22 protein-coding genes are annotated in these 23,928 nt (G+C 69.0%); 7 read left to right on the top strand and 15 right to left on the bottom strand.

All coding sequences use genetic code 11. The features are described from left to right. Positions 1-12 precede the first annotated feature (12 nt). The 3 genes from ACIA12_RS03010 to ACIA12_RS03000 are packed head-to-tail and all read left to right on the top strand — an operon-like array spanning position 13 to position 3,771. Positions 13-2,094: a HelD family protein gene (locus ACIA12_RS03010; protein ID WP_396365122.1), complete on the top strand. Its 2,082-nt coding sequence runs from the start codon at positions 13-15 to the stop codon at positions 2,092-2,094. 46 nt (positions 2,095-2,140) lie between these two features. Beyond that, the gene (locus ACIA12_RS03005; protein ID WP_396365121.1) at positions 2,141-2,746 is read left to right on the top strand and encodes an RNA polymerase sigma factor; all 606 of its coding nucleotides are present in this window, start codon (positions 2,141-2,143) and stop codon (positions 2,744-2,746) included. Beyond that, positions 2,743-3,771: a hypothetical protein gene (locus ACIA12_RS03000; RefSeq protein ID WP_396365120.1), complete on the top strand. Its 1,029-nt coding sequence runs from the start codon at positions 2,743-2,745 to the stop codon at positions 3,769-3,771. The genes ACIA12_RS03005 and ACIA12_RS03000 overlap by 4 nt, the downstream gene beginning before the upstream one ends. On the opposite strand, the gene aroB is transcribed toward ACIA12_RS03000, so the two are convergent. The 5 genes from aroB to ACIA12_RS02975 form a co-directional block, all read right to left on the bottom strand. Beyond that, the gene (gene aroB / locus ACIA12_RS02995) at positions 3,764-4,906 is read right to left on the bottom strand and encodes a 3-dehydroquinate synthase (RefSeq protein ID WP_396365119.1); all 1,143 of its coding nucleotides are present in this window, start codon (positions 4,904-4,906) and stop codon (positions 3,764-3,766) included. The genes ACIA12_RS03000 and aroB overlap by 8 nt on opposite strands. Beyond that, positions 4,903-5,433, bottom strand: a complete 531-nt coding sequence (locus ACIA12_RS02990) for a shikimate kinase (RefSeq protein ID WP_396365118.1) — start codon at positions 5,431-5,433, stop codon at positions 4,903-4,905. Before ACIA12_RS02990 ends, aroB begins: the two co-directional genes overlap by 4 nt. Continuing rightward, positions 5,430-6,635 (bottom strand): chorismate synthase, encoded by a 1,206-nt coding sequence (gene aroC / locus ACIA12_RS02985; RefSeq protein WP_396365117.1) that lies wholly within the window; start codon positions 6,633-6,635, stop codon positions 5,430-5,432. Before aroC ends, ACIA12_RS02990 begins: the two co-directional genes overlap by 4 nt. Before the next feature lie 84 nt (positions 6,636-6,719). Continuing rightward, the gene (locus ACIA12_RS02980) at positions 6,720-7,154 is read right to left on the bottom strand and encodes a VOC family protein (protein ID WP_396365116.1); all 435 of its coding nucleotides are present in this window, start codon (positions 7,152-7,154) and stop codon (positions 6,720-6,722) included. Positions 7,155-7,195: 41 nt separating this feature from the next. Next, positions 7,196-7,402 (bottom strand): hypothetical protein, encoded by a 207-nt coding sequence (locus ACIA12_RS02975; RefSeq protein WP_396365115.1) that lies wholly within the window; start codon positions 7,400-7,402, stop codon positions 7,196-7,198. A gap of 146 nt (positions 7,403-7,548) precedes the next feature. Here ACIA12_RS02975 and ACIA12_RS02970 point away from each other — a divergent pair, with 146 nt between their 5' ends. After that, positions 7,549-8,664, top strand: coding sequence for an ADP-ribosylglycohydrolase family protein (locus tag ACIA12_RS02970; protein ID WP_396365114.1), 1,116 nt, complete (start codon positions 7,549-7,551; stop codon positions 8,662-8,664). A gap of 106 nt (positions 8,665-8,770) precedes the next feature. Here ACIA12_RS02970 and ACIA12_RS02965 read toward each other — a convergent pair whose 3' ends face one another. The 10 genes from ACIA12_RS02965 to ACIA12_RS02920 form a co-directional block, all read right to left on the bottom strand. Next, positions 8,771-10,363 (bottom strand): FAD-binding protein, encoded by a 1,593-nt coding sequence (locus ACIA12_RS02965; RefSeq protein ID WP_396365113.1) that lies wholly within the window; start codon positions 10,361-10,363, stop codon positions 8,771-8,773. Positions 10,364-10,432: 69 nt separating this feature from the next. After that, positions 10,433-11,152 carry a prepilin peptidase gene (locus ACIA12_RS02960; RefSeq protein WP_396365112.1) on the bottom strand — a complete coding sequence of 240 codons (720 nt, stop codon included), beginning with the start codon at positions 11,150-11,152 and terminating at the stop codon, positions 10,433-10,435. A 66-nt stretch (positions 11,153-11,218) separates the two neighbouring features. Then, positions 11,219-12,256: a DUF2330 domain-containing protein gene (locus tag ACIA12_RS02955; RefSeq protein WP_396365111.1), complete on the bottom strand. Its 1,038-nt coding sequence runs from the start codon at positions 12,254-12,256 to the stop codon at positions 11,219-11,221. A 30-nt stretch (positions 12,257-12,286) separates the two neighbouring features. After that, positions 12,287-13,762, bottom strand: a complete 1,476-nt coding sequence (locus ACIA12_RS02950; RefSeq protein ID WP_396365110.1) for an FAD-binding oxidoreductase — start codon at positions 13,760-13,762, stop codon at positions 12,287-12,289. Beyond that, the gene (locus ACIA12_RS02945; protein WP_396365109.1) at positions 13,749-14,573 is read right to left on the bottom strand and encodes a shikimate dehydrogenase; all 825 of its coding nucleotides are present in this window, start codon (positions 14,571-14,573) and stop codon (positions 13,749-13,751) included. Before ACIA12_RS02945 ends, ACIA12_RS02950 begins: the two co-directional genes overlap by 14 nt. A 4-nt stretch (positions 14,574-14,577) precedes the next feature. Next, positions 14,578-15,780, bottom strand: a complete 1,203-nt coding sequence (gene mltG, locus ACIA12_RS02940) for an endolytic transglycosylase MltG (RefSeq protein ID WP_396365108.1) — start codon at positions 15,778-15,780, stop codon at positions 14,578-14,580. After that, positions 15,777-16,235: a Holliday junction resolvase RuvX gene (gene ruvX, locus ACIA12_RS02935; RefSeq protein ID WP_396365107.1), complete on the bottom strand. Its 459-nt coding sequence runs from the start codon at positions 16,233-16,235 to the stop codon at positions 15,777-15,779. Before ruvX ends, mltG begins: the two co-directional genes overlap by 4 nt. Positions 16,236-16,495: 260 nt before the next feature. Further along, a complete protein-coding gene (gene alaS, locus ACIA12_RS02930) occupies positions 16,496-19,165 on the bottom strand; it encodes an alanine--tRNA ligase (protein WP_396365106.1) in 2,670 nt (889 codons plus the stop codon). 4 nt (positions 19,166-19,169) lie between these two features. Next, positions 19,170-19,409 carry a DUF6167 family protein gene (locus ACIA12_RS02925; RefSeq protein ID WP_396365105.1) on the bottom strand — a complete coding sequence of 80 codons (240 nt, stop codon included), beginning with the start codon at positions 19,407-19,409 and terminating at the stop codon, positions 19,170-19,172. Continuing rightward, positions 19,406-19,828, bottom strand: a complete 423-nt coding sequence (locus ACIA12_RS02920; RefSeq protein WP_396365104.1) for a DUF948 domain-containing protein — start codon at positions 19,826-19,828, stop codon at positions 19,406-19,408. Before ACIA12_RS02920 ends, ACIA12_RS02925 begins: the two co-directional genes overlap by 4 nt. 231 nt (positions 19,829-20,059) lie before the next feature. On the opposite strand from ACIA12_RS02920, the gene ACIA12_RS02915 reads away from it, so the two are divergent. The 3 genes from ACIA12_RS02915 to ACIA12_RS02905 are packed head-to-tail and all read left to right on the top strand — an operon-like array spanning position 20,060 to position 23,924. Then, positions 20,060-21,283, top strand: coding sequence for an NAD(P)-binding domain-containing protein (locus ACIA12_RS02915; protein WP_396365103.1), 1,224 nt, complete (start codon positions 20,060-20,062; stop codon positions 21,281-21,283). Then, positions 21,280-22,485 carry an ATP-grasp domain-containing protein gene (locus tag ACIA12_RS02910; RefSeq protein WP_396365102.1) on the top strand — a complete coding sequence of 402 codons (1,206 nt, stop codon included), beginning with the start codon at positions 21,280-21,282 and terminating at the stop codon, positions 22,483-22,485. The genes ACIA12_RS02915 and ACIA12_RS02910 overlap by 4 nt, the downstream gene beginning before the upstream one ends. After that, positions 22,485-23,924 (top strand): hypothetical protein, encoded by a 1,440-nt coding sequence (locus ACIA12_RS02905; protein WP_396365101.1) that lies wholly within the window; start codon positions 22,485-22,487, stop codon positions 23,922-23,924. The genes ACIA12_RS02910 and ACIA12_RS02905 overlap by 1 nt, the downstream gene beginning before the upstream one ends. The last annotated feature ends 4 nt before the right edge of the window (positions 23,925-23,928 follow it).

Below are 23,928 nucleotides of genomic sequence, written 5' to 3'. Positions count from 1 at the left end.
TCGGGTGGGCAGATGCAGGGACTGGACGGGGAACGCGAGTACGCCGCGCGCTGCCGGACAGCACTCCAGGCGATGATCGCCGGGGCGCGGGAGAACGTGGTCGTCGGCGAGTTGACCTGGGGTGATCGGTACACGGCCGAGCGACTCGGCTACTACCTGAAGAGCCTGGCGCGGGAGCTCGGCGACGAGGGCACGGGACCGCCGTTCTTCGGCCTGATCGGCTACGGCGACGATGACACCGCCGGCGAGCACCGCAACCAGACCTACTACCTCGGCCGCCGGCACATCTCGGACGCCATCGGCCGCCCACCCCTGGTGATCGACTGGCGCGCCCCGGTCTCGACCTCCTTCTACCGCGCCAGCCCCACCGACCGCCGCGGCATCACCATCCGCCACCGCTTCGGCTGGTCCACCGAAACCCTCACCGGCTACGAAGACGAGCACCTCACCCGCTGTCCGCACCCTCCGGGTGCGGACAGCGGGCAAAAGCTGGAGCGCGACGCGACCGGAGGCAATGCGGCGGGCGCCGGGGGCGAGGGGCTGTCGGGCATCTTGCGGGCGGAGATCGAGCGGCCTCGGGTCGGGCCGATGCGGGACATCGTGGCGACGATTCAGCCTGAGCAGGACTTGCTGGTGCGGGCCGAGCTCGACGAATCGTTTTGTGTGCAAGGGGCTCCGGGGACCGGGAAGACGGCGGTCGGGCTCCACCGGGCGGCGTACCTGCTCTACGTGCATCGCGCTCGGCTGCAGCGCAACGGGGTGCTGGTGCTGGGCCCCAACCGGGCGTTCCTGCACTACATCTCGGCGGTGCTTCCGACGCTCGGCGAGGTGGATGTCGAGCAGACGACGATCGAGGAACTGCTGACCGGCAAGCAGCACCCGATTCGCAGTACGGACGAGCCCGAAGCCGCACAGACCAAGCATGATCCGCGGATGGCCGAAGTGCTCCGGAGAGCGCTCTACGCGCGAGTGCGCTCACCGGAAGCAGCGGTGGTCGTGCCGGACTCGTCGTATCGGTGGCGGGTGAACCAGCACGAGTTCGAGCAGATGGTCGACGACGCGCGGAAGGAGGCGACGGCGTACCTGCTGGGCCGCGAGCGCGTGATCGCCCGCCTCGTCGCCGCACTCCAGCGACAAGCCGAGGCCCGCGGCCAGAACTGCAATGGCAACTGGTTGCGCAAGATGGGCCGGGCGGTCACCCCGGCCGTCGACGCGGTCTGGCCCGCAGTCAAGGCCGACGAGCTGCTCGCCGGCCTACTCAGCGACCGCGACCTTCTCGCCGAAGCCGCCGATCAGCTCCTCACCGAGAACGAGCAAGCGGCGATCAGCTGGAAGCGCGCCCGCAAACCTAAGAGCGCTCTCTGGACCGCCGCCGATGCGGTCCTGCTGGACGAAGCGAGCGCTCTCCTGGAGCGTGGCCAGACCTACGGCCATGTGATCATCGACGAAGCCCAGGACCTCTCCCCCATGCAGTGCCGCGCGATCGCCCGCCGCAGCGAACACGGCTCGATCACCGTCCTCGGCGATCTCGCCCAGGGGACGACGCCGTGGGCCGCCCGCGACTGGCCCGGCCAACTCACCCACCTCGGCAAGCCCGGCAGCCAGGTCGTCGCCCTCACCACCGGCTACCGCGTGCCCGCCGCCGTCGTCGAGGTGGCCAACCGCCTACTCGGCAACCTCGGCATCGACGTCCCGCCGACCAGATCCTTCCGCTCCGACGGCCGCCTGACCATCCAGCGGACGAGCGACCTCGCCAAGTCGTGCACTGAGGCAGTACAGGCTGCTCTGAAGGACGAGGGCTCGATCGGAGTGATCGCCGCCGACGAAGCGATCGACCACCTCAGAACGACGTTGCGCGAAGACGGCATCGCCACGATCGAGGCCGACGGCGACGGCCGGGTCGCGCTGGTTCCGGCCGAGCTTGCGAAGGGCCTGGAGTACGACCACGTGATCGTGATCGAGCCCGCCGCGATCGTCGAGGCCGAGCCACGTGGCCTGAACCGGCTCTATGTTGTGCTCACCCGGGCGGTGTCCCGGCTGGACGTCCTGCACTCACGCGCCCTCCCGCGGGAACTGGACGGAACCATCGCCTGACTGCCGGACTCTTCCGGGTATGAGTACACCGACAGTGGGAGTGCTGATGGGAGAGGGTACGGGACAGGCGGTCAGTTCGGATCTGGAGCTGTGGGAACGGCTGCGGTCGGCTGACGAGCTTGCCCTGACCGAGCTCTTCCATCGGTACAGCGACGCCGTCTACAACTTCGCGTTCCGCCGGACGAGTTCCTGGTCCATCGCGGAGGACATCGTCCAGGCGACCTTCACCGCGGTGTGGCGGCGGGCCAGCGAGAGCCGGCTCGACGAGCTGACCTTCGGCACCGCGCGCCCGTTGCTGCTGACCGTCGCCAGGTACGAATGCGCCAACGCGGCCAGGTCGAGCCGCCGGCTGAGCGCACTGCGCCAACGGCTCGGCACCCTCGGCGGCTCCCCCGAAACCCCGGACCCCTCCGCGCTGGCCGCGGCGAAGGTCGACGACGAGCGGGCGATGAGCGCATTGCGCCGGGCGCTGGCGAAGGTACCGGCCGATCAGCGCGAGATCGTCGAGCTGGTCGCCTGGTCCGGTTGCTCGATGGCCGAGGCCGCGCAGGTCCTCGGCGTACCCGAAGGCACCGTCAAGTCCCGGCTGGCCCGAGCACGCCGCCGACTCGCCGGCCTGATCGATCTCGACACCACGGAGGGCCCACAATGACCACGACCAAACCGCCCACCGAACGCAGCCTGCCGAACAAGCAGGCCATCCTCGACCGAATCCTCGCCGGCACGGCGCCGGCGCAGGCGTCCGGCCCGCTCCCCCGGCAGGCAGAGCAGCCCGGGCCGGCCACGAAGCGGCCGGAACGGGACTGGCGGGCGCCGAAGCGGAGGACACCCGGTTGGGCCGTCCCGGTCCTCGCCTGCGCGGCAGTGGCCGCGGTGGTCGGCGCCATCCTGATCGTCCCCCAGACCCTGAAATCCGGCGACCCCGCCGTCACCCCGGCAAGCAAGCCGGCCGAAGCCGAGGTCGATCTCGACCTCGGGCCGCTGTCGCAGCCGGAGATCGCGCAGGTACTCGCGATCTGCCCGCCCTGGGAGAAGCCCTACCGCGTTCTGCACGCCACCAAGATCCGCACCGGTTGGGGGAAGGGTCAGGACTGGACGGTGGCCGTCGAGGGTCACGACCCCGGCGGCAACGGCATCCCGCCCGGCGACGGGCGGTTGATTGCTTGCAGCGGGTATCCGATCAAGACCACCGCGGAGGACCTGGCCGGCAAGGGCATCTGGTGGGAGAACTTCGTCTCCACGAGCGGCCCCGCCCCGAGCGCGGAGGAACTCGCGAAGCTGCCCAAGGGCGAGAGCTTCATCAAGCCCCGCTACGACGACAGCTTCCGGCCGCAGGAGCTGATCCAGCTGCAAGCCGAACCGGACAAGAAGTGGGCCACCCGGCTGTGGATCCGGACCCCCTCGACCGTGGATCGGGTCCGGCAACGCATCCTCGTCGACGGTACCCCCCGGTCGCCGTGGTTCAGCAGCAAGGCGGTCGACGGGCTCAGCTTCACCCAAGCCTGGATCGACGCGCCGATCAGCAGGTCCGCGAAGTACACGGTGGAGGTGCAGTTCCTCGACAAGTCGAACCGGCTGGTCGAGATTCCCGGATCCACCGGCCCGACGAGCGTCGTCGAGGGCGGCGGATTCGGGTTCAACAAGACCTACAAGAACAGCGACTACTACTTCAGCTGACCTCGGCGTAGGCGGCGATGAGGAGGCTGGGGTCGGGGGCTTCGAGGATCGTGGGCTTGGCGAGGGCGTCGAGGATCACGAAGCGGAGCCGGTCGGCCCTGGTCTTCTTGTCCAGCTTCATCGCGTCCTGCAGGTGCGGCCACGCGTCGGCGCGGTACTTCACCGGCAGCCCGAGCGACTCCAGTACGACGCGATGCCGATCAGCCGTCGCGTCGTCGAGCTTGCCCGCCGCCCGGGCGAGCTCGGCGACGAACACCATCCCGATGCTGATCGCGGCCCCGTGCCGCCACTTGTACCGCTCGACCCGCTCGATCGCGTGCCCGAGCGTGTGCCCGTAGTTGAGCGCCTCGCGCCCGATCTGCCCGCCGGCGGTCGTCGTCTTCTCCCGCAGATCCGCGCCGACCGTGTCGGCCTTCACCTGGATCGCGCGGGCGATCAACTCCTCGGTGTGCTTGTACGCCGGTGCCGAAGCGCCCTCCGGATCCGCCTCCACCAGCTCGAGGATCACCGGGTCGGCGATGAAGCCACACTTCACCACCTCGGCCAGGCCGCTCACGTAATCGTTGCGGGGCAGGGTTTCCAGCGCGGCCAGGTCGCACAGCACCCCGGCCGGCTCCCAGAACGCGCCGACCAGGTTCTTGCCCTCGGCCGTGTTGATCCCGGTCTTGCCACCGACGGCCGCGTCGACCATGCCGAGCAGCGTCGTCGGGATGTGCACCACCTTGACGCCACGCAACCAGGTCGCCGCGACGAAGCCGGCCAGGTCGGTCGTCGTCCCGCCGCCGATCGACACGATCGCGTCTGACCGGGTGAAGCCCGCTTGCCCGAGTACCGACCAGCAGTACGCGAGCACCTCGGCCGACTTGGCCTCCTCGGCGTCCGGGATCTCGATCGCGTGCGCCGTGTACCCACCGGCGACCAGGTCGTCACGGATCGCGTCACCGCTGGTCCGCAGCGCGCGAGGATGAATCACGGCGACCCGCCGGACGTCATCACCCAGCAGCCCAGGCAGTTCGCCCAGCAGATTGTTGCCGATGACAACGTCATACGGCGACGCCGCCGCAACCCGAATCCGATTGGCGCCGCCCGAGTCCGCGGTGGTTGGGTCCGGGAGCTGGTCCGGAGGGTTCGTCATCCGAGGTGCTCCAGGATCTCGTTGGCGATCTCCTCGGGCGCCCGGCCGTCGGTGGTGATCGTGTGCTTGGCGACCTCGGCGTACAGCGGCCGGCGGGCGTCCATCAGGTTCTTCAGCTGGGTCCGGACGTTGCCCAGCAGCAGCGGGCGGGCCACCCCCAGACCGACTCGCTTGGCTGCTTCGCCGACCGAGACGTCGAGGAAGACGACGTTGTGACCGGCCAGATCCGCACGCGTCTCGGCGTCGAGGATCGCGCCGCCGCCCAACGAAAGCACAACGTCGTCGGCGGTCAGCGCCGCCACGATCGCCGCCCGCTCCATGGCCCGGAACACAGGCTCACCCGAGTCCACGAAGATGTCGGAGATCGGCTTTCCCGCCGTGTTCTCGACGTCCGCATCGGTGTCGCGATGCTGTTTGCCGAGCTTCGCAGCCAGCAACTCCGCGATCGTCGACTTGCCAGAGCCAGGTGGGCCGATCAGCACGACAACCGGCCCTCGCGAGCCGGCGGCGGGTGCGGTGTCGCTCACTCGGCGCTCCACTCGCGGGGAGTGATGGTGCCTGGCAGGTTCGCCAGGTAGGTCTTGTGGTTGCGGGAGGTTTCGGTGACCGAGTCGCCGCCGAACTTCTCGACCGAGACGTCGGCCAGGACGAGCGCAACCATCGCCTCGGCGACGATCCCGGCGGCCGGTACGGCGCAGACGTCGGAGCGCTGGTGATGCGCCGCGGCCGCCTCGCCGGTGACCGTGTCGATCGTGCGCAACGCTCTCGGCACGGTCGCGATCGGCTTCATCGCCGCGCGCACCCGCAGCGTCTCCCCCGTGCTCATGCCGCCCTCGGTACCACCGGAGCGCCCGCTGGTACGCCGCACCGAGCCGCCCTCCGCGACGATCTCGTCATGCGCCTTCGACCCCGGCGTCCGGGCCAGCTCGAACCCGTCCCCGAGCTCGACGCCCTTGATCGCCTGGATGCCCATCAGCGCGCCGGCCAGCTTCGAATCCAGCCGCCGGTCCCAGTGCACATAACTGCCGAGGCCCGGCGGCAGCCCGTCGACGATCACCTCGACGACACCTCCAAGGGTGTCACCGGCCTTCTGCGCCTGGTCGATCTCGGCGACCATCTGCTTGCTCGCGTCCGGGTCGAGGCAACGAACCGGGTCTGCGTCGAGCCGCGCGACATCGTCGTACGAGGGAATCACTCCGTACGGCGCCTTCACAGTGCCGAGCTCGACGACATGGCTGACGATCGTCACGCCGTACGCCTGCTGGAGGAACCTGGCCGCGACCTCACCGAGCGCCACCCGAGCGGCGGTCTCCCGCGCACTCGCCCGCTCGAGCACCGGGCGAGCCTCGTCGAACCCGTACTTCTGCATGCCGGCCAGATCCGCGTGGCCGGGCCGAGGTCGGGTCAGCGGCGCGTTCCGGGCCAGGTCGGCGAGCACGTCCGGGTCGACCGGATCGGCCGCCATCACCTGCTCCCACTTCGGCCACTCGGTGTTGCCGACCTGGATCGCGATCGGGCTGCCCAGTGACAGTCCGTGCCGGAACCCGCCGAGAAAGGTCACCTCGTCCCGCTCGAACTTCATCCGGGCGCCACGGCCGTAACCGAGACGACGACGGGCCAGGGCGTCGGCCACGTCATCCGTGGTGACCTGGACGCCTGCGGGAAGACCTTCGAGTACGGCGACGAGCGCTTGTCCGTGCGACTCGCCGGCGGTGAGCCAGCGCAACATGCCGCAATCCTCCCACGAGGCCGCCCAGCGGCCGGGAGCGGTCTCACGCTACCTAGTCACTTCGCAGCGGTCGTGAGCGGGCGCTCAGTCGAGGCAGAACTCGTTGCCTTCGACGTCCAGCATCGTGATGCACGACTCGTCGAAGCCGTCGGCGACCTGTTCCTGGAAGACCGTCGCTCCGAGCGCGACCAACCGCTCGGCCTCGGCCCTGAGGGTCGCCAGCCGCTCATCGCCGACCAGCCCGGTGCCGGCCCGTACGTCCAGATGCACCCGGTTCTTGACCACCTTGCCCTCGGGAACGCGCTGGAAGAACAGCCGCGGGCCATCGCCGGTCGGGTCGACGCAGGCGTACGCCGAATCCTGCCGCTCGGGCGGCAGGGACCTGTTGAACTCGTCCCAGTCGGCGAACCCCTCGGGTGGCGGCGGCACGACGTACCCCAGGACCTCGCACCAGAAGCGGGCGACGCGCTCCGGATTCTCGCAGTCGAAGGTGACTTGGAACTTCTTGACCGATGCCATGCCGCCACCCTAAATCCGGAAAGTGCCAACCGGGCAAGGAATCAACAGGTGGTGGCGCGCTCGGGGTCGAGCGCGCTGCGGACGGAGAGGGCGACGTCGAGAGCCTTGGCCACCGGGTTCGTCTCGCAGGGGTTGTGGCGCTGCGGCGCGGCAGCGGCGGCACCCACGGCCGCGGCTCCACCCAGTACTACGGTGGCCAGGCCTGCGGCGGCCGCCCGGGCGACGGTACGGCGCAGTTTGCTGGTCATGGCGTCCTCCTCGTTGGTCCGTGCTTCGGTACGTACCAAGCTATGAGCCGGCGAGGCGGAACGAACTGGCCTTGGGACCCGTCTAGAGGTAGTGCTAGCGCCACCATGGCTGGTCTCGGGCGGCCATCCAACGACTGGGAGACACAATGAACAGGGCCGATGCCGAGGCCTGCCGGGCCCGGGTCAGGGGTTGCCTGCTCGGTGGCGCGATCGGCGACGCGCTCGGCGGGCCGGTGGAGTTCAGCGACGGGCAGTCGATCGTCGCCGAGCACCCCGACGGGGTTCGCGCGTTCGTTGCCAAGGGCCCGCGCTGGCCGGCCGGTACGGTGACCGACGACACCCAGATGACGTTGTTCACGGTCGAGGGGCTGATCCGGGCCGGCGTCCGGACCGATCGCGGGATCGGGTTCACGCTCGGCGTCGTGCACCACGCCTACGACCGGTGGCTGGACACCCAGCTCCTGCTCATCCCGAGTGGCGAACGCGACGGCTGGCTGCAGGGCGAGCGGTGGCTGTATGCACGCCGGGCACCGGGCAACACCTGCCTCTCGGCACTGACCGAGGCACGCAAGGGCCATGACAGCATCCAGCGCTTCGGCGAGCAGATCGTCAACGACTCCAAAGGCTGCGGCGGGGTGATGCGAGTGGCACCCGTCGGTCTGCTGCCCGGGTTCGACGCGGAGTGGATCTTCGACGCGGCGGCCGAGCTCGCCGGGTACACGCACGGCCATGTGACCGGCAAGCTCGCTTCGGGCGCGCTGGCGGCGATCATCCACGAGCTCCACCAAGGCGCCGACCTCAACGCAGCGCTCGACTCAGCGCAGGCCCTGCTCGCCTCCCGCCCAGGCCATGAAGAAACCAGTACTGCGCTCGCCGCCGCCCGCGAGCTGGCAGCGGGACCGCTCGGGCGCGGACCAGTGACCGTCGAGCGGCTCGGTGGCGGTTGGATCGCCGAGCAAGCGCTCTCTATCGCGGTGTACTGCGCACTCGCCTACCCCGAACCCGAGCAGTTCCTCGACGCCCTCGCGCTCGCGGTGACGCACTCCGGGGACAGCGACTCCACCGGCGCGATCTGCGGCAACATCCTCGGCACCCTGCACGGAGAGACCGCTCTCCCGGCCGAACTCGTCTTCCCACTCGAGGGCCGCGGCACGATCCTCCAGCTGGCCGACGACTTCGTACTGGAGTTCACCCGCGCCAACCGTCTGCACGGCGACCACGGCCCGCACACCGCCTGGACCACCCGCTACCCCGGCTGGTGAACCCAGCAGGGTGGAGCGGCCGGGACGTCCGGCCCGTCCCCCGAGGATCAGGCCCGGCGTCCCGGCCGGTTCGTGGGCGGCCGTCAGGCCGGTTCGTGGTCGGCGGTCAGGCCGGTTCGATGGAAAGCTTGTGGCGGAACACATTACGCGGATCGAAGGTCGCCTTCACCTGTTGCAGCCGCGGATAGTTGCCCTGGTAGTAGAGAGCGCTCCACGGCACGCCGGACCTGTTGTACTCCGGGTCGGCCAGATCCACATCCGGATAGTTGATGTAGGACCCCGCGTTGGTCTCGTTCGGCACCGGCACCCCGCCGGTCGCGGCGTACAGGTCGGAGTAGAACTTCCGCGCCCAGCCGATCTGCGCGTCGTCCTGCGCCGGGTCGTCCCAGCTCGCGGTCAGCACCATCTTCGCCACCACGTCGCGCTGCACGGTCGCCGTCGCGTTCGCCGGCACGGTGTTGACCTTGCCGCCGTACGGGATCAGCAGCACCGACGATCCCGGCGCGACCACCGACTTCGGATCGCTGAGGTTGCGGTGGATCATCGTGAGCTGCTCGTCGGTGTAGCCCTTGCGCAGGTACGCCGCCTTGAACTTGCTCCGGGTCGGCGCGATGTCCTCCGCGATCGACCGCTGCATCGTCAGGTGCAGGAACGGCCCCTCCGGTACGTCGATCATCTGCGGCGCCGGGTCGGTCACCCCAGCCATGATCGCCGCGTTGTAGGCCTTCAGCAACCCGGCCGCGTTGGGCACGGACGCGTCGATCTGGGTGGAGAGCAGGAAGTTCCCGGCGTTGAACGGCGTCAGGATCAACGGGCTGTAGAGCGTCGCGTACGGCGAGTCGGCCGTGTTGTGCCGCTCGAAGAAGTCGAACCAGTTGCGCAGCATCCGCACGTAGCCCGCCTCGGTGACCGTCTTCCAGTCGTAGACCAGGATGCTCGACAGCAGCGATGCAGGGGCCTTGGGCAACAATCGCGCCGGGTCCGAGCCGCGGGCGCCGGCCGACCGCATCAGGTACCGGATGATCAGGCCGAAGTTGCCGCCACCTCCACCGGTGTGCGCCCACCACAGGTCCTGGTACTGGTTGTCCCTCGTCGCGACGACCGCCCGAGCCCGGCCGTGCGCGTCCACGATCACCACCTCGACGCCGTACAGGTGATCGACGACCGAGCCGTACTTGCGCGACAGCGGCCCGTACCCGCCACCGCTGAAGTGGCCGCCGACTCCCACCCCGAGGCAACCGCCGCCAGGCACGGTGACGCCCCAACCGTAGAAGAGCGCTTTGTAGACGGTCTCGAGCGTCGCGCCCGCCCCGATCGAGAAGGCGTTGTAGCGCTCGTCGAAAGTGACCTCGTCGTACTGCGACATGTCGAGCAGCACCTCGACCTCGCCGTGGTCGACGAAGTCCTCGAAGCAGTGCCCGCCGCCGCGGACCGCGATCCGCTTGTTCGCGCGGACCGCCTCCTGCACGGCCCGGACGGCGTCGTCGGCGGAGCGGATCACCCGCGCGTACTCCGGCTTCGCGACGAAGCGGCGGTTCGTGCCGCGCTGGACCAGATCCTGGTACCTCGCGTCGGCCGGGCGGATCTTGCCGCTGATCGGTGTGGTGGTGGCAGCGGCCGCGGTTGCGGTCGGGATGCTGAGGGCGGCGCCGGCGGCGATTCCTCCGGACAACAGGCCCCTACGGCTGACTGGTGGCATGCCAACGACCCTAGGTAACGGTCAGCGCGCGTCGCATCACCCAGCAGACGGACTCCAGCTCTCCACCGATCAGCCTAGGTAGAGCCGCACCAACGGCTGCCCTGCCAGTACGCCGATGAGCGCGCCGAGCAGCATGAACGGCCCGAACGGGAGCATGTCCTTGCGTGAGTAGCCCTTCGCCACCATCAGCACGACCCCGTTCACCGCGCCGACGAAGAACCCGGCGTACAGGCCGACGATCACCTCACCCCAGCCGAGCCAGCCCAAGGCCATACCCAGCAGCCCCGACAGCCGGACATCGCCGTAGCCGACGCCTCGACGCACCACCGTGAAGAGCAGCTCGAACAGGCTGTAGGCGACCGCGCCGGCGATCCCGGCTCGCAGCAGCGATCCCCAGTCCCCCGTCACCAGGGCGCCGATCGCCAGCGCCAGCCCGACGAGCACGTACGACGGCCAGGTGATCGCCGACGGGAGGTACTTCGTCCGGGCGTCGATGTACCCGAGCACGGAGCCCACCACCGCCAGCACCAGCCAGGCGGCTAGTCCCGCGGACGTGCCCAGCGCCCAGCCGAGCAGCCCGCCGGCGACGGCTGCTGTAGCGCCACACCAGTACGCCGCCTTCGTCGCGATGCCTTCGCCGGCCAGTTCGGCGTACGGGATCTTGGTGTCTTCCTCGCCGAGGATCGGCTCCGGGATCCGGCGCATCACCAGCGGGCCGAGCGTGAACGCGGCGGCGCCGCAGAGGACGAAACCGGCCCCTGCGGCGAGCAACGCATTGTCAGCCGACACGATCCAGCAGCCTAGACGATCGACCACCGCCCAGACCCCTGGCCGAGCCGTGCCTGTGGAAAACCGCTACGGGCGCTTCGCGAGTCTGCGCCCGACCAGCGCTGCTCCTCCGCCGATCAGCAGCAGCCCGCCGAACACCACCGCGAGGGTGCTCCAGAGGCCATGGTTCTCGGTCACGTACGTCACGCGCTCGAATCCGTCGTCGTTCGCGGCCTGGGTGAAGGCGAAGTCGGCCGTGATCCGGGACGGTTCGCGGTAGGTCACCGAGTAGGCCGTCAGGAACGTCGTAGGCGAGGCGAGTTGCGGGGCATCCTCGTCCGCCACGCGGCCGGCGTACAGGAGCTCCGGCTTCACGTCCGGGTCGGGAAGGGTGGAGGCGTCGACCCGGTACGGCGCGGCGACGTACACGGTCACCGTCTGCGCCGTCGTCGCGCCTTTGCTGAGCCGCATCGGGTAGACGATCCGCGGCGAGGTGAAGGTCAGCCGCAGCGGTGGGGTGGAGCCGGTCATCCGGGTGCCGTCGTCCTTCGGGGCGAGCTTGACGGCGACGATCTCCCACTTCTCGGTCAGGTACGGCGTGAGGTTGGCGGCCAGGCTCGCGGGAGCGGCGTACCCGTTGGTGCGCAGCCAGGCGGTCACCGCCGTCCCGCTCGAGCCGCTCAGGCGCGCGATCTGGAACGGCCCGAGCTGCATCTGCTGACGAACGTCCACCCTGCTGCCGGGCGCTTGCGCACCGGCACCGTCGCCGCGACTGCCCATGATCCCCAGGTCGCGGAACGGCCAGTACGTCTTGCGGGTCACGACCTTCGGGCGGGTGATCGACTGCAGCCGGTAGAACAGGTCGTTGTCGCCGAGCTCCACCTTCGCGGCCGCGGGGACCGGCATGATCCAGGCGGCCTTCTTCGACTGCCCCTGGACGGACATCGACAACACGATCTCCTCCTGGCCGCCGTCGTACCGGACCAGGGCGTTCTCGCCGAACACCCGGGCCCGCGACTCCGCGTCCGGAAGGTACCCGCCGCAGGCACAGGCCCAGGCGGGCGAGACGCCGACCCCCAGCAGCGCCAACCCGAGCACAGCCCCCACCAACCGCCACAGTTTCATGGCCGAAGGCTAGTGGCGGGTGGGGCCGGATCAGGCGATCGTGTAGCTGTTGTGGAAGAAGTTGGTGGGGTCGTACTTCTTCTTGACCGCCTGGAGGCGGGCGTAGTTGGCGCCGTAGTACGTGCTGACCGAGCGGCCGGTCTCGACGTAGTTCACGTAGCCGCCGACCGAGGACGGCTTCACGGCACGGTGGCCGTTGGTGATGAAGGTCTGCGCAGCCTTGAGCTGGGCGGCGGTCGGGTGGGCTGCCAGTCCGGAGTACCACTGGACGACGCCGACCGCGGATCGGTGACCCCACGAGGACCCGCCCGATGGGATCTTCGCCGCCTGACCGCCCAGCGGGTCGAGGATCGCCGCTGCGGGGAGCTTCGCGCGCGCCGCCGTCTTCACAGCGCCCAGCAAGGCGGCGATCGTGTTGGCGGACATCGGCTTCAGCACATCGGAGCCGGCCAGGAATCCCTGACGCGCGCTGGTCGTGCCGCCGCCGAGGTACTTCACCGCCTCCATGTGCGTCCGGACCGCGAAGGTCCGGGTGGTCGCCTTGGACCCGACGTACGACTCCAGCTGAGCGGCCGCTGCCGCGCCGTTGCCGGTGGTCGAGCAGCCGAGCACGTGGATCTGCAGCGTTCCGTTGCTCAAGGCATCGATGTGCACGTTGCCCCAGGCGGTGATCGGCGCCACCTGGGCGAACTTCTGCCAGCCCTTGATGACGGCCGCGGCCTTCGACTCCGGCCAGCTCAGCCGGAAGAAGCCGAGCTTCGCCGCCGGGATCGTGATCAGCTTGAACGAAGTCACGATGCCGAGGTTGCCACCGCCACCGCCCCGCAGCGCCCAGAACAGATCGGGATCCACCGTCGCGCTCACGTTGCGGGCGACGCCGTCGGCGGTGATCACGCCGAGCGACTGGATCCGGTCGCAGGTCAGGCCGAAGGCCCGGGTGTGCACACCCATCCCGCCACCGAGAGTGAGGCCGGCGATACCGACGGTCGGGCAGGTCCCCGTCGGCAGGGACTTGCCGTACTTGTCCAGGAACGCATGGACGTCGTAGAGCTTGGCGCCCGCGCCCACGGTGAGCACGTTGCCCGAGTAGCTCATCGAGCGCATCGCGCTGACGTCCACCACCAGGCCGTTGCTGACCGTCGAGGCGCCGACGTACGAATGGCCGCCGCTCTTCGGCACCGAGACGAGCTTGTTCTTGCGGGCGAACAGGATCGCCGTGCGGACGTCGGTCGCGTTGGCCGTGCGGATCACGGCGGCCGGGGCGACGGTGTCCCAGCGCGGGTTGAAGAGCTGACGGACGGTCGCATAACCGGGTTTGCCCGGCAGGTACACGGTGCCTTTGACGCTCTTCTGGAACGCGGTCCAGTTCGGGCCGGTGGCCGTCAGGTTCGCGGCGGAACCGGCAGGGCCGGCATTGGCCGGCTTGACCTCGGAACAACTGGTCAGCGCGACCGCGGCAAGCGCCCCGCCTGCCTTCAGTACGGTACGGCGGTCAACTGGGCTCACGATCGTTCAGCTCCTCACGCGCGGCGGCTCTCATGGCCGCCAGGGGCGCGGGCGACCTACCAGTCATCATCTCCACCTGGAGGGTCGCCTGATGCACGAGGAGGTCAAGGCCGTTCAACAGCTCTGTACCGATCCGGTGCGCCGCGATCGCCAACTGGGTCGGCCATGGGTGGTACGCCACGTCGAAGACCACCGGCGCGACCTGCGCGAAGTGCTCGGCCCACGGGTCGACGGCACCACCGGGCAGGGTTGAGATGCACAGATCGAAGCCACCGATCTGCTCGACCTGGTTGAAGTCGGTCGCCGAGACCTTCAGCCCCAGCTCGGCCGCGAGATCCCTCAGTCGCTCGACCTTGGCGAGATCGCGCACGACCAGCGTCACCTCACTGACCTTCAACCCCCGCAGGGCAGCCAGTGTCGATGCAGCAGTCGCTCCCCCACCCAGTACTACGGCCGTATCGGCGCCGGTGATCCCCCGCTCCGCAAAAACAGCCACCAACCCCGGTACGTCGGTGTTGTGGGCCGACCGTGATCCGTCCGGCTCGAAGAGCATCGTGTTCGCCGCACCGATCAACTCGGCGACGGGATCGACGACGTCGACCAGATCCAGGGCGACGCGCTTCAGCGGCATCGTCAGCGAGAGCCCGCGGACGTCGTCGCCGAGCGTGCTCAAGAAGCTGCGCAGCTCGTCCTCGCCGACCTCGTACGCGTCGTAGCGCCAGTCGAGTCCGAGTTCGGCGTACGCCGCCCTGTGCATCGCCGGCGACAGTGAGTGCGCGATCGGTTGCCCGAGCACTGCACAACGGGTCATCGGGTCAGCACCTGCCGGTGTGGGCCTTGCACCACGCCGTCAGCAGGTCGACGTTCTTCTGGTGCTCGTCGCCGGTGGTCGCGAAGCGGGTCTCGCCGGTGTCGAGATCCACCAGGGTGAAGTACTTCCAGGTGCCCGTCGCCGGGTTGATGGCAGCGCGCAACATGTCCTTGTCCGGCGAGTTGATCGGCGTCGGCGGCAGCCCCTCGTGCAGGTAGGTGTTGTACGGCGACTCCGTCTCGCGCTGCTCCTTGGAGGTGTAGACGCCACCGGTCCGGCCGACGATGTAGTGGATCGTCGAGTCCATCTGGAGCTTCTGCCCGACCGCCAGCCGGTTGTAGATGACCCGGGCGACCTTGGCGTAGTCCTCCTTGCGGTTCGTCTCGGCGCCGATGATGCTGGCGACGATCACCGCCTGGTACGGGTCGAGATGCTTGCGGTTGGCCTTCTGGACCAGTTGCAGGTCGGCCGCGGCCTTGGCGAACCCGGCCGTCGACAGCCGCAGGACGGTGTAGGCGTTCGCGTCCTTGGGGATGTCATAGGTGCCGGGGAGCAGGAAGCCCTCCGGGTTGTTCTTCGCCCAGGACGGGAGTTTCAGCTGGGCCGGCTTGCTCATCGCGATCTGGGCGGCGCCCGGCGGGAGTTTGGCGGCCTTGCTCTTCTGCAGGAGGTTGACGATCTCGGCCTTGGTCCGGGCCGGCGGGATGGTGAACCGGGTGACGAGCACCGACTTCGCTGTGTCGAGCAGCAGCTCCAGCGCGGCTTTCGACGACATCTGCTTGTGCAGCGTGTACAGGTTCGCCTGGATCTTCTTGGAGCGCGGGTCGTCGCGGGCGACCCGCTCGAAGGCCTTGGCGCTCTTGACGACGCCCTTCTTCTCCAGCGTGTCGGCGATCGACTGGGAGCTCTGGCCGGCGGCGATCTCGACGGTGACCGTCTCGCTGCTGCCGGTGCCCTCGTAGTCGGGGGCGGCGAAGACCTTCTCCAGCGCGTCGCGGCCCTTGTCGAAACCGACCGCCAGGCCGGCCACCAGCGCGCCGACGACGAGCAGCGAGACCAGCCCGGCGAAGCAGCCGAAGCCGCGGCGGGCACGGGTCTTGCGCCGGTTGGCCCGGCGTTCGACCCGGGACTCCGGGCGCAGGCCGAGGTTGTCCCGGAAGTCGTCGGTCTGGTCGTCGCGGTCTTCGTTCACCGATGTCCCGTTCACAGGGGCCTCCCGGGTGGGTTGCCGGTCTCGCGCTCGAAGTCGAGCGCGTGTTGCAGAATCACGACCGCCGCGGCCTGGTCGACCACGGCCCGCCGCTTGGAACCCTTCTTACCCCGCTCGCGCAGCATCCGTTCGGCGGTGACGGTGGTGAACCGCTCGTCCACCAGCCGAACCTCCGCCTCCACATCAGCCTTCTTCAGCAGCTCGTCGAGTTGCACCGAGGTAGCCCGCACCTTCACCGCCGCCGGCCCCTCACCCCCGGACAACGACCGAGGCAGCCCGATGATCACCTCGAACGCCTCCAGCTCACTCACCAGCCCGACAATCCGCTCCAGCGCCCCCGCCCCAGCCCGAACCGTCTCCACCGGAGTAGCCAAAATCCCGTGCGGATCAGAACTGGCCACCCCGATCCTCGCATCCCCAACATCCAGCGCGAGGCGCACGCCCCGGCGCACTAGTGTGCCCCACCACAGGCGCAAAGCACGCGGCTGCGCCGCGTGCTTTGCGGAAGAGCAGGAGCGCCGCAGTGCGGGGCAAGGCTAAGGCGAAGGCCGCCGAGGCCTGCTCCGGCTCCGCCGCCCGCTCGCGCGCCTTCGGCGCTCTCGCTGTCAACACGGGCGCATCGCCCGCCCTCGCATGCGCGCGCGCTTAGCGCGACGCCGCGCTGCGTAGCAGCGCGGCGTCGCGTGGTCACGGGAAGGCGGGTGGTCACGGGTTAGCCGGTTACTAGTTGGCCGATGGCGTGTTCTACGGCTGCCAGGGCCTTGTCGGCTCCGGCTGGGTCTGTGCCGCCGCCTTGGGCTACGTCGTCTTTGCCGCCGCCTCGGCCGCCTAGTTGCTCGGCGGCTACCCGGACGAGGTCGCCGGCCTTGAGGCGCCATTCGCGGGCTACGTCGTTGAGGGCGATGACTACGCCGGGCTTGCCGTCGTTGACGCTCAGTACTGCGACGACCGCCGGCTTGTCGGCGGGCATCCGGCCGCGGACGTCCAGCGCCAGCTTGCGCAGGTCGCCGCCGTTGACGCCATCAGGTGCACGGTGACCGACATAGGCGACACCGAAGACGTCCTTGGGTGACTTGGCCAGCTCAGCACCAGCAGCCAGCACCTGCCCGGCGCGGATCTTCTCCAGCTCCTTCTCGGCGACCCGCAACCGCTCCGCCAGATCGGCCACCTTCGCCGGCAGCTCCTCCGGACGCGTCTTCAGGTTCTCCGAGAGCAGCCGCACCAACGCCCGCTCGCGACCCAGGTAATGCAGCGCGTCCATACCGACGAACGCCTCGAGCCGCCGCACACCAGCGCCAACAGAGGACTCACTCGTCACCGTCAGCGCGCCGACCTGCGACGAGTGCTTCACGTGCGTACCACCGCAGAGCTCGCGCGACCACGGCCCGCCGATCTCAACCACCCGCACCGACTCGTCGTAGGTCTCACCGAACAGCGCCAGCGCACCCCACTCCCGAGCCTCCGGCAGCGACATGTACTGCGCGGAGACCTGCAGGTCCTGCCGCACGGCAAGGTTCGCGACCTCTTCGATCTCACTCCGGGTCGCCTGGTCCAGCGCCGACGACCAAGCGAAGTCGAGCCGCAGATACCCAGGCTTGTTGTACGACCCGCTCTGCAACGCAGTCGGCCCGAGCACCTGACGCAGCGCGGCGTGGACGACATGCGTCCCCGAGTGCGCCTGGCAAGCCGAGATCCGCCACTCCTTGTCGACCTGCGCGTGCACATCCAGCCCAGCCTGCACGGCGCCCTCGACGACCTCCACGCGGTGCACGATCAGCCCCTTGACCGGCCGCTGGACGTCGAGCACCTTCAGCTTGAACCCGTCACCGACGATCAGACCCTCGTCCGCGATCTGGCCACCGGACTCCGCATAGAACGGGGTCTTCTCCAGCACCACCTCGACGGTCTCACCCTGCTCGGCGGCACCGGCCACAGCGCCGTCCCGCAGCACGCCGCGGATCTGCGAGTCGGTCGCGAGCTCGTCGTAGCCGGTGAACTCGGTGACGCCCTTCTCCCGCAGTTCGCGGTAGGCCGAGGTGTCCGCGTGGCCGGCCTTCTTGGCCCGCGCGTCCGCCTTGGCCCGCTCGCGCTGCTCCTTCATCAACGACCGGAAGCCGTCGGTGTCGACCTGCAGACCCTGCTCGGCGGCCATCTCGACGGTCAGGTCGATCGGGAACCCGTAGGTATCGTGCAGCTGGAACGCCTGGTTGCCGGCCAGCTGTGCCTCGCCGGAGGCCTTCACGTTCTTCACGGCCAGGTCGAAGATCGTCGTACCGGCGGTGAGAGTACGCCGGAACGCCTCCTCCTCCGCATAGGCGATCTGGCTGATCCGCGGGAAGTCGGCCTCGAGCTCCGGGTACGACTTCTTCATCTGCTCCAGGCTGGTCGGCAGCAGCTCCACCAGGCTCGGGTCCTCGTAGCCGAGCAGGCGCATCGACCGGATCGAGCGCCGCAGCAAACGCCGCAGTACGTAGCCGCCCTGCTCGTTGCCCGGGGTGACGCCGTCGCCGATCAGCATCAGCGCGCTGCGGACGTGGTCGGCGATCACCCGGAACCGGACGTCGTCGACGTGGTCCGCGCCGTACTTGCGGCCGCTCAGCTCCGACGCCTTCTCGATCACCGGGTAGATCTCGTCGATCTCGTACATGTTGTCGACGCCCTGCAGCAGGTATGCGACCCGCTCCAGGCCGAGCCCGGTGTCGATGTTCTTCTTCGGCAGCTCGCCGAGGATCGGGTAGCCCTCCTTGCCGCCACCCTCGCCGCGGATGTTCTGCATGAAGACCAGGTTCCAGAACTCCAGGTAGCGGTCACCCGCCTCCCAGTCCCGGTCGGCGCCGAACTCGGGGCCGCGGTCGATCAGGATCTCCGAGCACGGGCCGCACGGGCCCGGGATGCCCATCGACCAGAAGTTGTCCTTCATCCCGAGCCGGACGATCCGGTCGTCGGGCAGCCCGGCGACCCGCTTCCAGATGTCGATCGCCTCGTCGTCCTCGTAGTACACCGAGGCGTACAGGACCGACTCGTCGAAGCCGTAACCGCCCTCGCTGACCGGCTTGGTGACCAGTTCCCAGGCGTACTGGACGGCCTGTTCCTTGAAGTAGTCGCCGAACGAGAAGTTGCCGTTCATCTGGAAGAACGTGCCGTGCCGGGTGGTCTTGCCGACCTCCTCGATGTCGAGGGTCCGGACACACTTCTGCACGCTGGTGGCGCGCGGGTACGGCGGCGTCTGCTGGCCGACGAAGTACGGCACGAACTGGGCCATCCCGGCCACGTTGAACAACAGGTTCGGGTCCGGCGACGGCAACGGCGCGCTCGGCACCACGGTGTGGTCGCGGTCCTCGAAGAACTTCAGGAACCGACGACGAACTTCACTGGTTTCCATGGTGTTACCGGTAGTCCTCACGCTGTGTTGAATCTGTGTCTATCCCGAGCGCGTCGCGCAGCTCGGTCTCCCGCTCGGCCATCCCGGCCCGTACCTCGTCGCCGAAGTGCCGGATCGCGCTGGCCACCTTCTCGGCCGACTGCTGCAGGCTGTCCGGCGCGAGCTGCTGGGCCCGCTTCTTCAGCCGGGTCACCGCGTAGACGCCGACCAGGATGCCGATGATCAGCCAGAAGATCCGCTTCATCGCACATCACCTCGCTTGGCAGCCTTGCGCTCGGCCTTCATCTCGTCCTTCACCCGGCGGGACACGTCGCGGCGCTGGCTCTCGGCGAGCGCCTTGCGGACGCCGTAGGTGAAGGCGGCCGCCTTCACCAGCGGACCACCCGCGGTCGCCGCGAACAAGGACGCGAGCGCGGCCGCATTGGTTGTCACGGTGGTGGCGTTGTCGGTGATCGTGTCCACCTTGGCCAGCTGGGCGTTCGTCGTCGCGACCGTGTTGGTCACCTCGCCGAGCAACGGAACGCTGGAGTCCGAAACGCCCTTGACCATCACGCGGGTCTCTTCGAACACCTTGCCGAGCTTCAGGATCGGATAGGCCAGCAGGCCCACCAAGATGAGCAGTGCGCAGGCTGCTATCAGCCCCGCGACTTCACCGACGCTCATGGTTACGATCCGCCTTCCGTTCGTCCGCCCGTCCCGAGACCCCGGGTACCCCAGGGACCTTATCGCGCGGATAGCACAGTCCCGGACACAGGGACACCCTCCCTGCCGGGTCAACTACGTTCGGCGATCCGCCAGAAGTTCGCCGCGCGGACCCGTGACGCAGCGCCACGAATGCGCAATACTGGCCGAAGCTCCGGGGGGAGTGTTCAGGACGTGGGGGGAGACCACCTAATGGACGAGACAGCCATTGCTGTCCTTGGCGCGGGCCCGCATGGCCTCGCCGCAGCCGCACACCTTCGCCGGGCAGGTGAAGAAGTCCGCATCTTCGGCGACCCGATGTCGTTCTGGCGGACCATGCCGGCCGGGATGTGGCTCAGATCGAACTGGACCGCGACGTGTATCGCGGAGTACGACGGACCGCTCAATCTGGACTCCTACATCGCCGAGACCGGCGCCAAGGTGACCAAGCCGGTACCGCTGGACGACTTCATCGCGTACGGCACCTGGGTGCAGTCGAAGGTGGCGCCGGACGTGGACCGCCGATGGGTCAACCGGGTCGCCAAGGACGGTGACGGGTTCGTGCTCACGCTGGGCGACGAGTCCCAGCTGCGGGCCCGGCGGATGGTCGTCGCAGCCGGTATCGCGGACTTCGTGAACCGGCCCGAGGTGGCTTCCGGGCTGCCGCGGGAGCTCGCGTCGCACACGGCCGACCACGACGACCTCTCGGTCTTCAAGAACCAGGAGGTCCTGGTCGTCGGCGGCGGGCAGAGTGCCCTCGAGTCGGCCGCGCTGATGAGCGAGTCCGGGGCCGATGTCGAGGTCGTCGCCCGGGCCGAGAAGATCAACTGGCTGCACGGTGGCAAGTACCACCGGATGCTCGGCCCCCGGCTGGTCCCGCTGGTCTACGCGCCGACCGACGTCGGCCCGATGGGCATCTCCAAGATCGTCGCCAAGCCGGGCCTGTTCACCGCCCTGCCGCGCGCGATCCAGGACCCGATGGCCTACCGGGCGATCCGGCCGGCCGGCGCCGCCTGGCTGATTCCGCGACTGGCGGACGTCCAGGTCGGTACCGGTATCCAGGTGACGAGCGCCAAGGCGGTCGGTAACCGGGTGCATGTCGAGCTGAGTGACGGCAGTGCCCGCGAGGTCGACCACCTGATGTTCGGTACCGGCTACAAGGTCGACATCACGCGGTACCCGTTCCTCGACCCGGCGCTGGCGCTGCAGGTCCGGACGCACGACGGCTACCCGGTGATGAAGCCGGGGATGGAGTCGTCCGTCCCCGGCCTGCACTTCCTGGGTGCACCGGGCGCCAAGAGCTTCGGCCCGCTGATGCGGTTCGTTGCCGGCGGCTGGTACGGCGCGGAGTCGCTCACCAGGCTGGTCCGCAACAGCCGGCGCAAGACCGCTGCCAGCGGTGCCGGCCGACTGGAGCCAACAGGCGACGGCGTATGAACAGACACCCGTTCCGCAAGATCACAGCCGGACCGGGTTCTGGAGTAGGGGCGGTAGTCGTCGGAGGCGACTACCAGGGCCTCGGCATCGTGCGCAGTCTCGGCCGGTACGGCGTACCGGTGACTGTGCTCGACGACGAGCGGTCCATCTCGCGCGTGTCCCGGTACGTCACCGGGCACGAGCGCGTGCCCGAGCTCCGGGACCCCGGCGAGACGGTCCGGATCCTGGTCGACGCCTGCAAGCGGCTCGGTCTGCAAGGCACCGTCCTCTACCCCACCAGGGAAGAGACGGTCGCCGCGATCGCGGCCAACCGCGACGAGCTCAGCCAGTACTACAAGCTGCCGACTCCCGCCTGGTCGGCAGTGCAGCCGGCCTGGGACAAGAGAGAGACCTACCAGCGGGCGGAGCGGCTCGGGATTCCCATTCCCCGGTGCTGGTTCCCGGAGTCCTTCGCCGACCTGGACCAGATCGACCTCGCCTCGCCGGTGATCCTGAAGCCGGCGATCAAGGAGAACTTCTTCTACGAGACCCGTGCCAAGGCGTGGCGGGTCGACACCCGGGCCGAGCTCGAGGCGGCGTACACCAAGGCGGTCGACATCGTCGGCGAGGCCGAGATCATCGTCCAGGAGCTGATCCCGGGCGGCGGTGACCGGCAGTTCGGCTACTGCGCCTTCTTCAAGGACGGCGAGGCGGTCGCGGAGATGACGGTGCGCCGGCTGCGCCAGCACCCGTCCGACTTCGGCCGGGCGAGCACGTTCGTGGAGACGATCGACCTGCCGGAGCTGGCCAAGCACTCGCTGACCTTCCTGCGCGACATCGGGTACTACGGGCTGGTCGAGCTGGAGTACAAGCAGGACGAGCGCGACGGGCAGTACAAGCTGCTGGACGTCAACGCCCGGACGTGGGGCTACCACTCGCTGGGCTACACAGCGGGCGCCGACTTCCCCTACCTGGTCTACCGCGACCAGCTGGGGCTGCCGGTGACCGAGTGCCGGGCCCGGGCGGGTGTCAGGTGGCTACGACTCGCCACTGACCTGCCCAACGCGGCCCTGGACATCAAGGCCGGGAAGCTGAAGGTCTGGCCGTACCTGAAGACCTTCCGCGGCGTGCAGACAGAGGCAGTGTTCAGTCTGCGCGACCCACTGCCGGGCCTGTACGAAGTGGCCCTGCTGCCGTACCTGTTCTTCAAGCGGGGGTTGTGATGTTCGAGTCGACGCATCCCTTTGTGTTCTTCGACTACTGGCGAGTCCCGTACGACCTGAGCGGCGACTCGCCCGAGACCCGGCTGGGCGTAGTCACTGCCGGTACTTCCGGCAGGCAGCTCACCTGGGTCAGGTCCAACGGGGGCAAGGCCCGCAGCGACTACAAGGCCGGCCGCTACCAGCTGGCCGGCTTCTCGATCGTCTGTCACCTCTACACCGGTACAGCGCTGTCCCCGGTCGACGAGACCTGGCACAAGCTGGAGCCGATCCTCGATGGCCACGGCACCGAGGTGGCAGCCGTCTGGGAAGACCAGCAGGGCAACGTGTTCCTGCCGCTCGACCCGGGCGAGTCGATGAGCTTCCTGTGGTCCGAGCGCTACAAGACGGTCGGCAGCGCCAACGTGAAGCGCCTTGTGCGCAAGGGAATGGTCAAGGGCTACTACGTGGTCCGCCCGCTGCTCCCCCGGCCGCTGCAGCTCAAGATGCGCCGGACCCTCGCCAAGCGTCAGAACGCGCCGTCCTTCCCGTCCTGGCCACTCGAACCCAGCCTGCACTCGTTCTACGACTGGCTGTTCGACCTGACCACGCGACTGGCCGGGGCGCCGGTGCCGTGGATCGACCTGTGGCCGGACGGCCGCTCCTGGGCGATGGTGCTCACGCACGACGTCGAGACGGGCTTCGGCCGCGACGAGATGGAGCTGCTGCGGGCGCCGGAGCGTGATCGCGGCTATGTCTCCTCCTGGAACTTCGTGGCCGAGCGGTACGAGGTGTCCGACGAGGTGGTCGCCAAGGTCAAGGCGGACGGGTGCGAGGTCGGCGTACACGGCCTGCGGCACGACGGGCGGGATGTGGCGTCCAAGCGCATGCTGGGCCAGCGGTTGCCGGCCATGCGCAAGCACGCCGACCACTGGGGCGCGGTCGGCTTCCGCTCCCCGGCGACGCAGCGGTCGTGGGAGCTGATGCCGACGATGGGCTTCGACTACGACTCGTCGTACACGGACTCGGACCCCTACGAGCCGCAGCCGGGTGGCTGCTGCACGTACCTGCCGTTCTTCAACGAGGGCCAGGTCGAGCTGCCGATCACGCTGCCGCAGGACCACACGCTGTTCGAGATCCTGCAGCACGACGACGGCGAGCTGTGGGTCGGCAAGGCCCGCGACATCCGGGACCGGCGCGGCATGGTGCTGGTGCTGGCGCACCCGGACTACGCCGAGGACCCGCGGCTGGCCAAGGGCTGGCAGCAGCTCCTGGACGAGTTCCAGGGCGACGAGACGGCATGGAAGGCACTACCGCGAGATGTGGCGTCCTGGTGGCGTGACCGCGCGGCCAGTGAGCTCCGGCAGAGCCCTGACGGGTGGATGTTGACCGGACCCGCTGAGGGCCGTGGCAGGGTCCAGCACGCCCAGCTCGCAGACTCTGCCGTCTCAAAGGAGGCCTAGCAGT

The organism is Kribbella sp. NPDC051620, from assembly GCF_044453825.1.
GTDB lineage: Bacteria > Actinomycetota > Actinomycetes > Propionibacteriales > Kribbellaceae > Kribbella.
The sequence above is the reverse complement of the archived record's forward strand: the minus strand, read 5'-3'. Positions and strand labels throughout refer to the sequence as shown.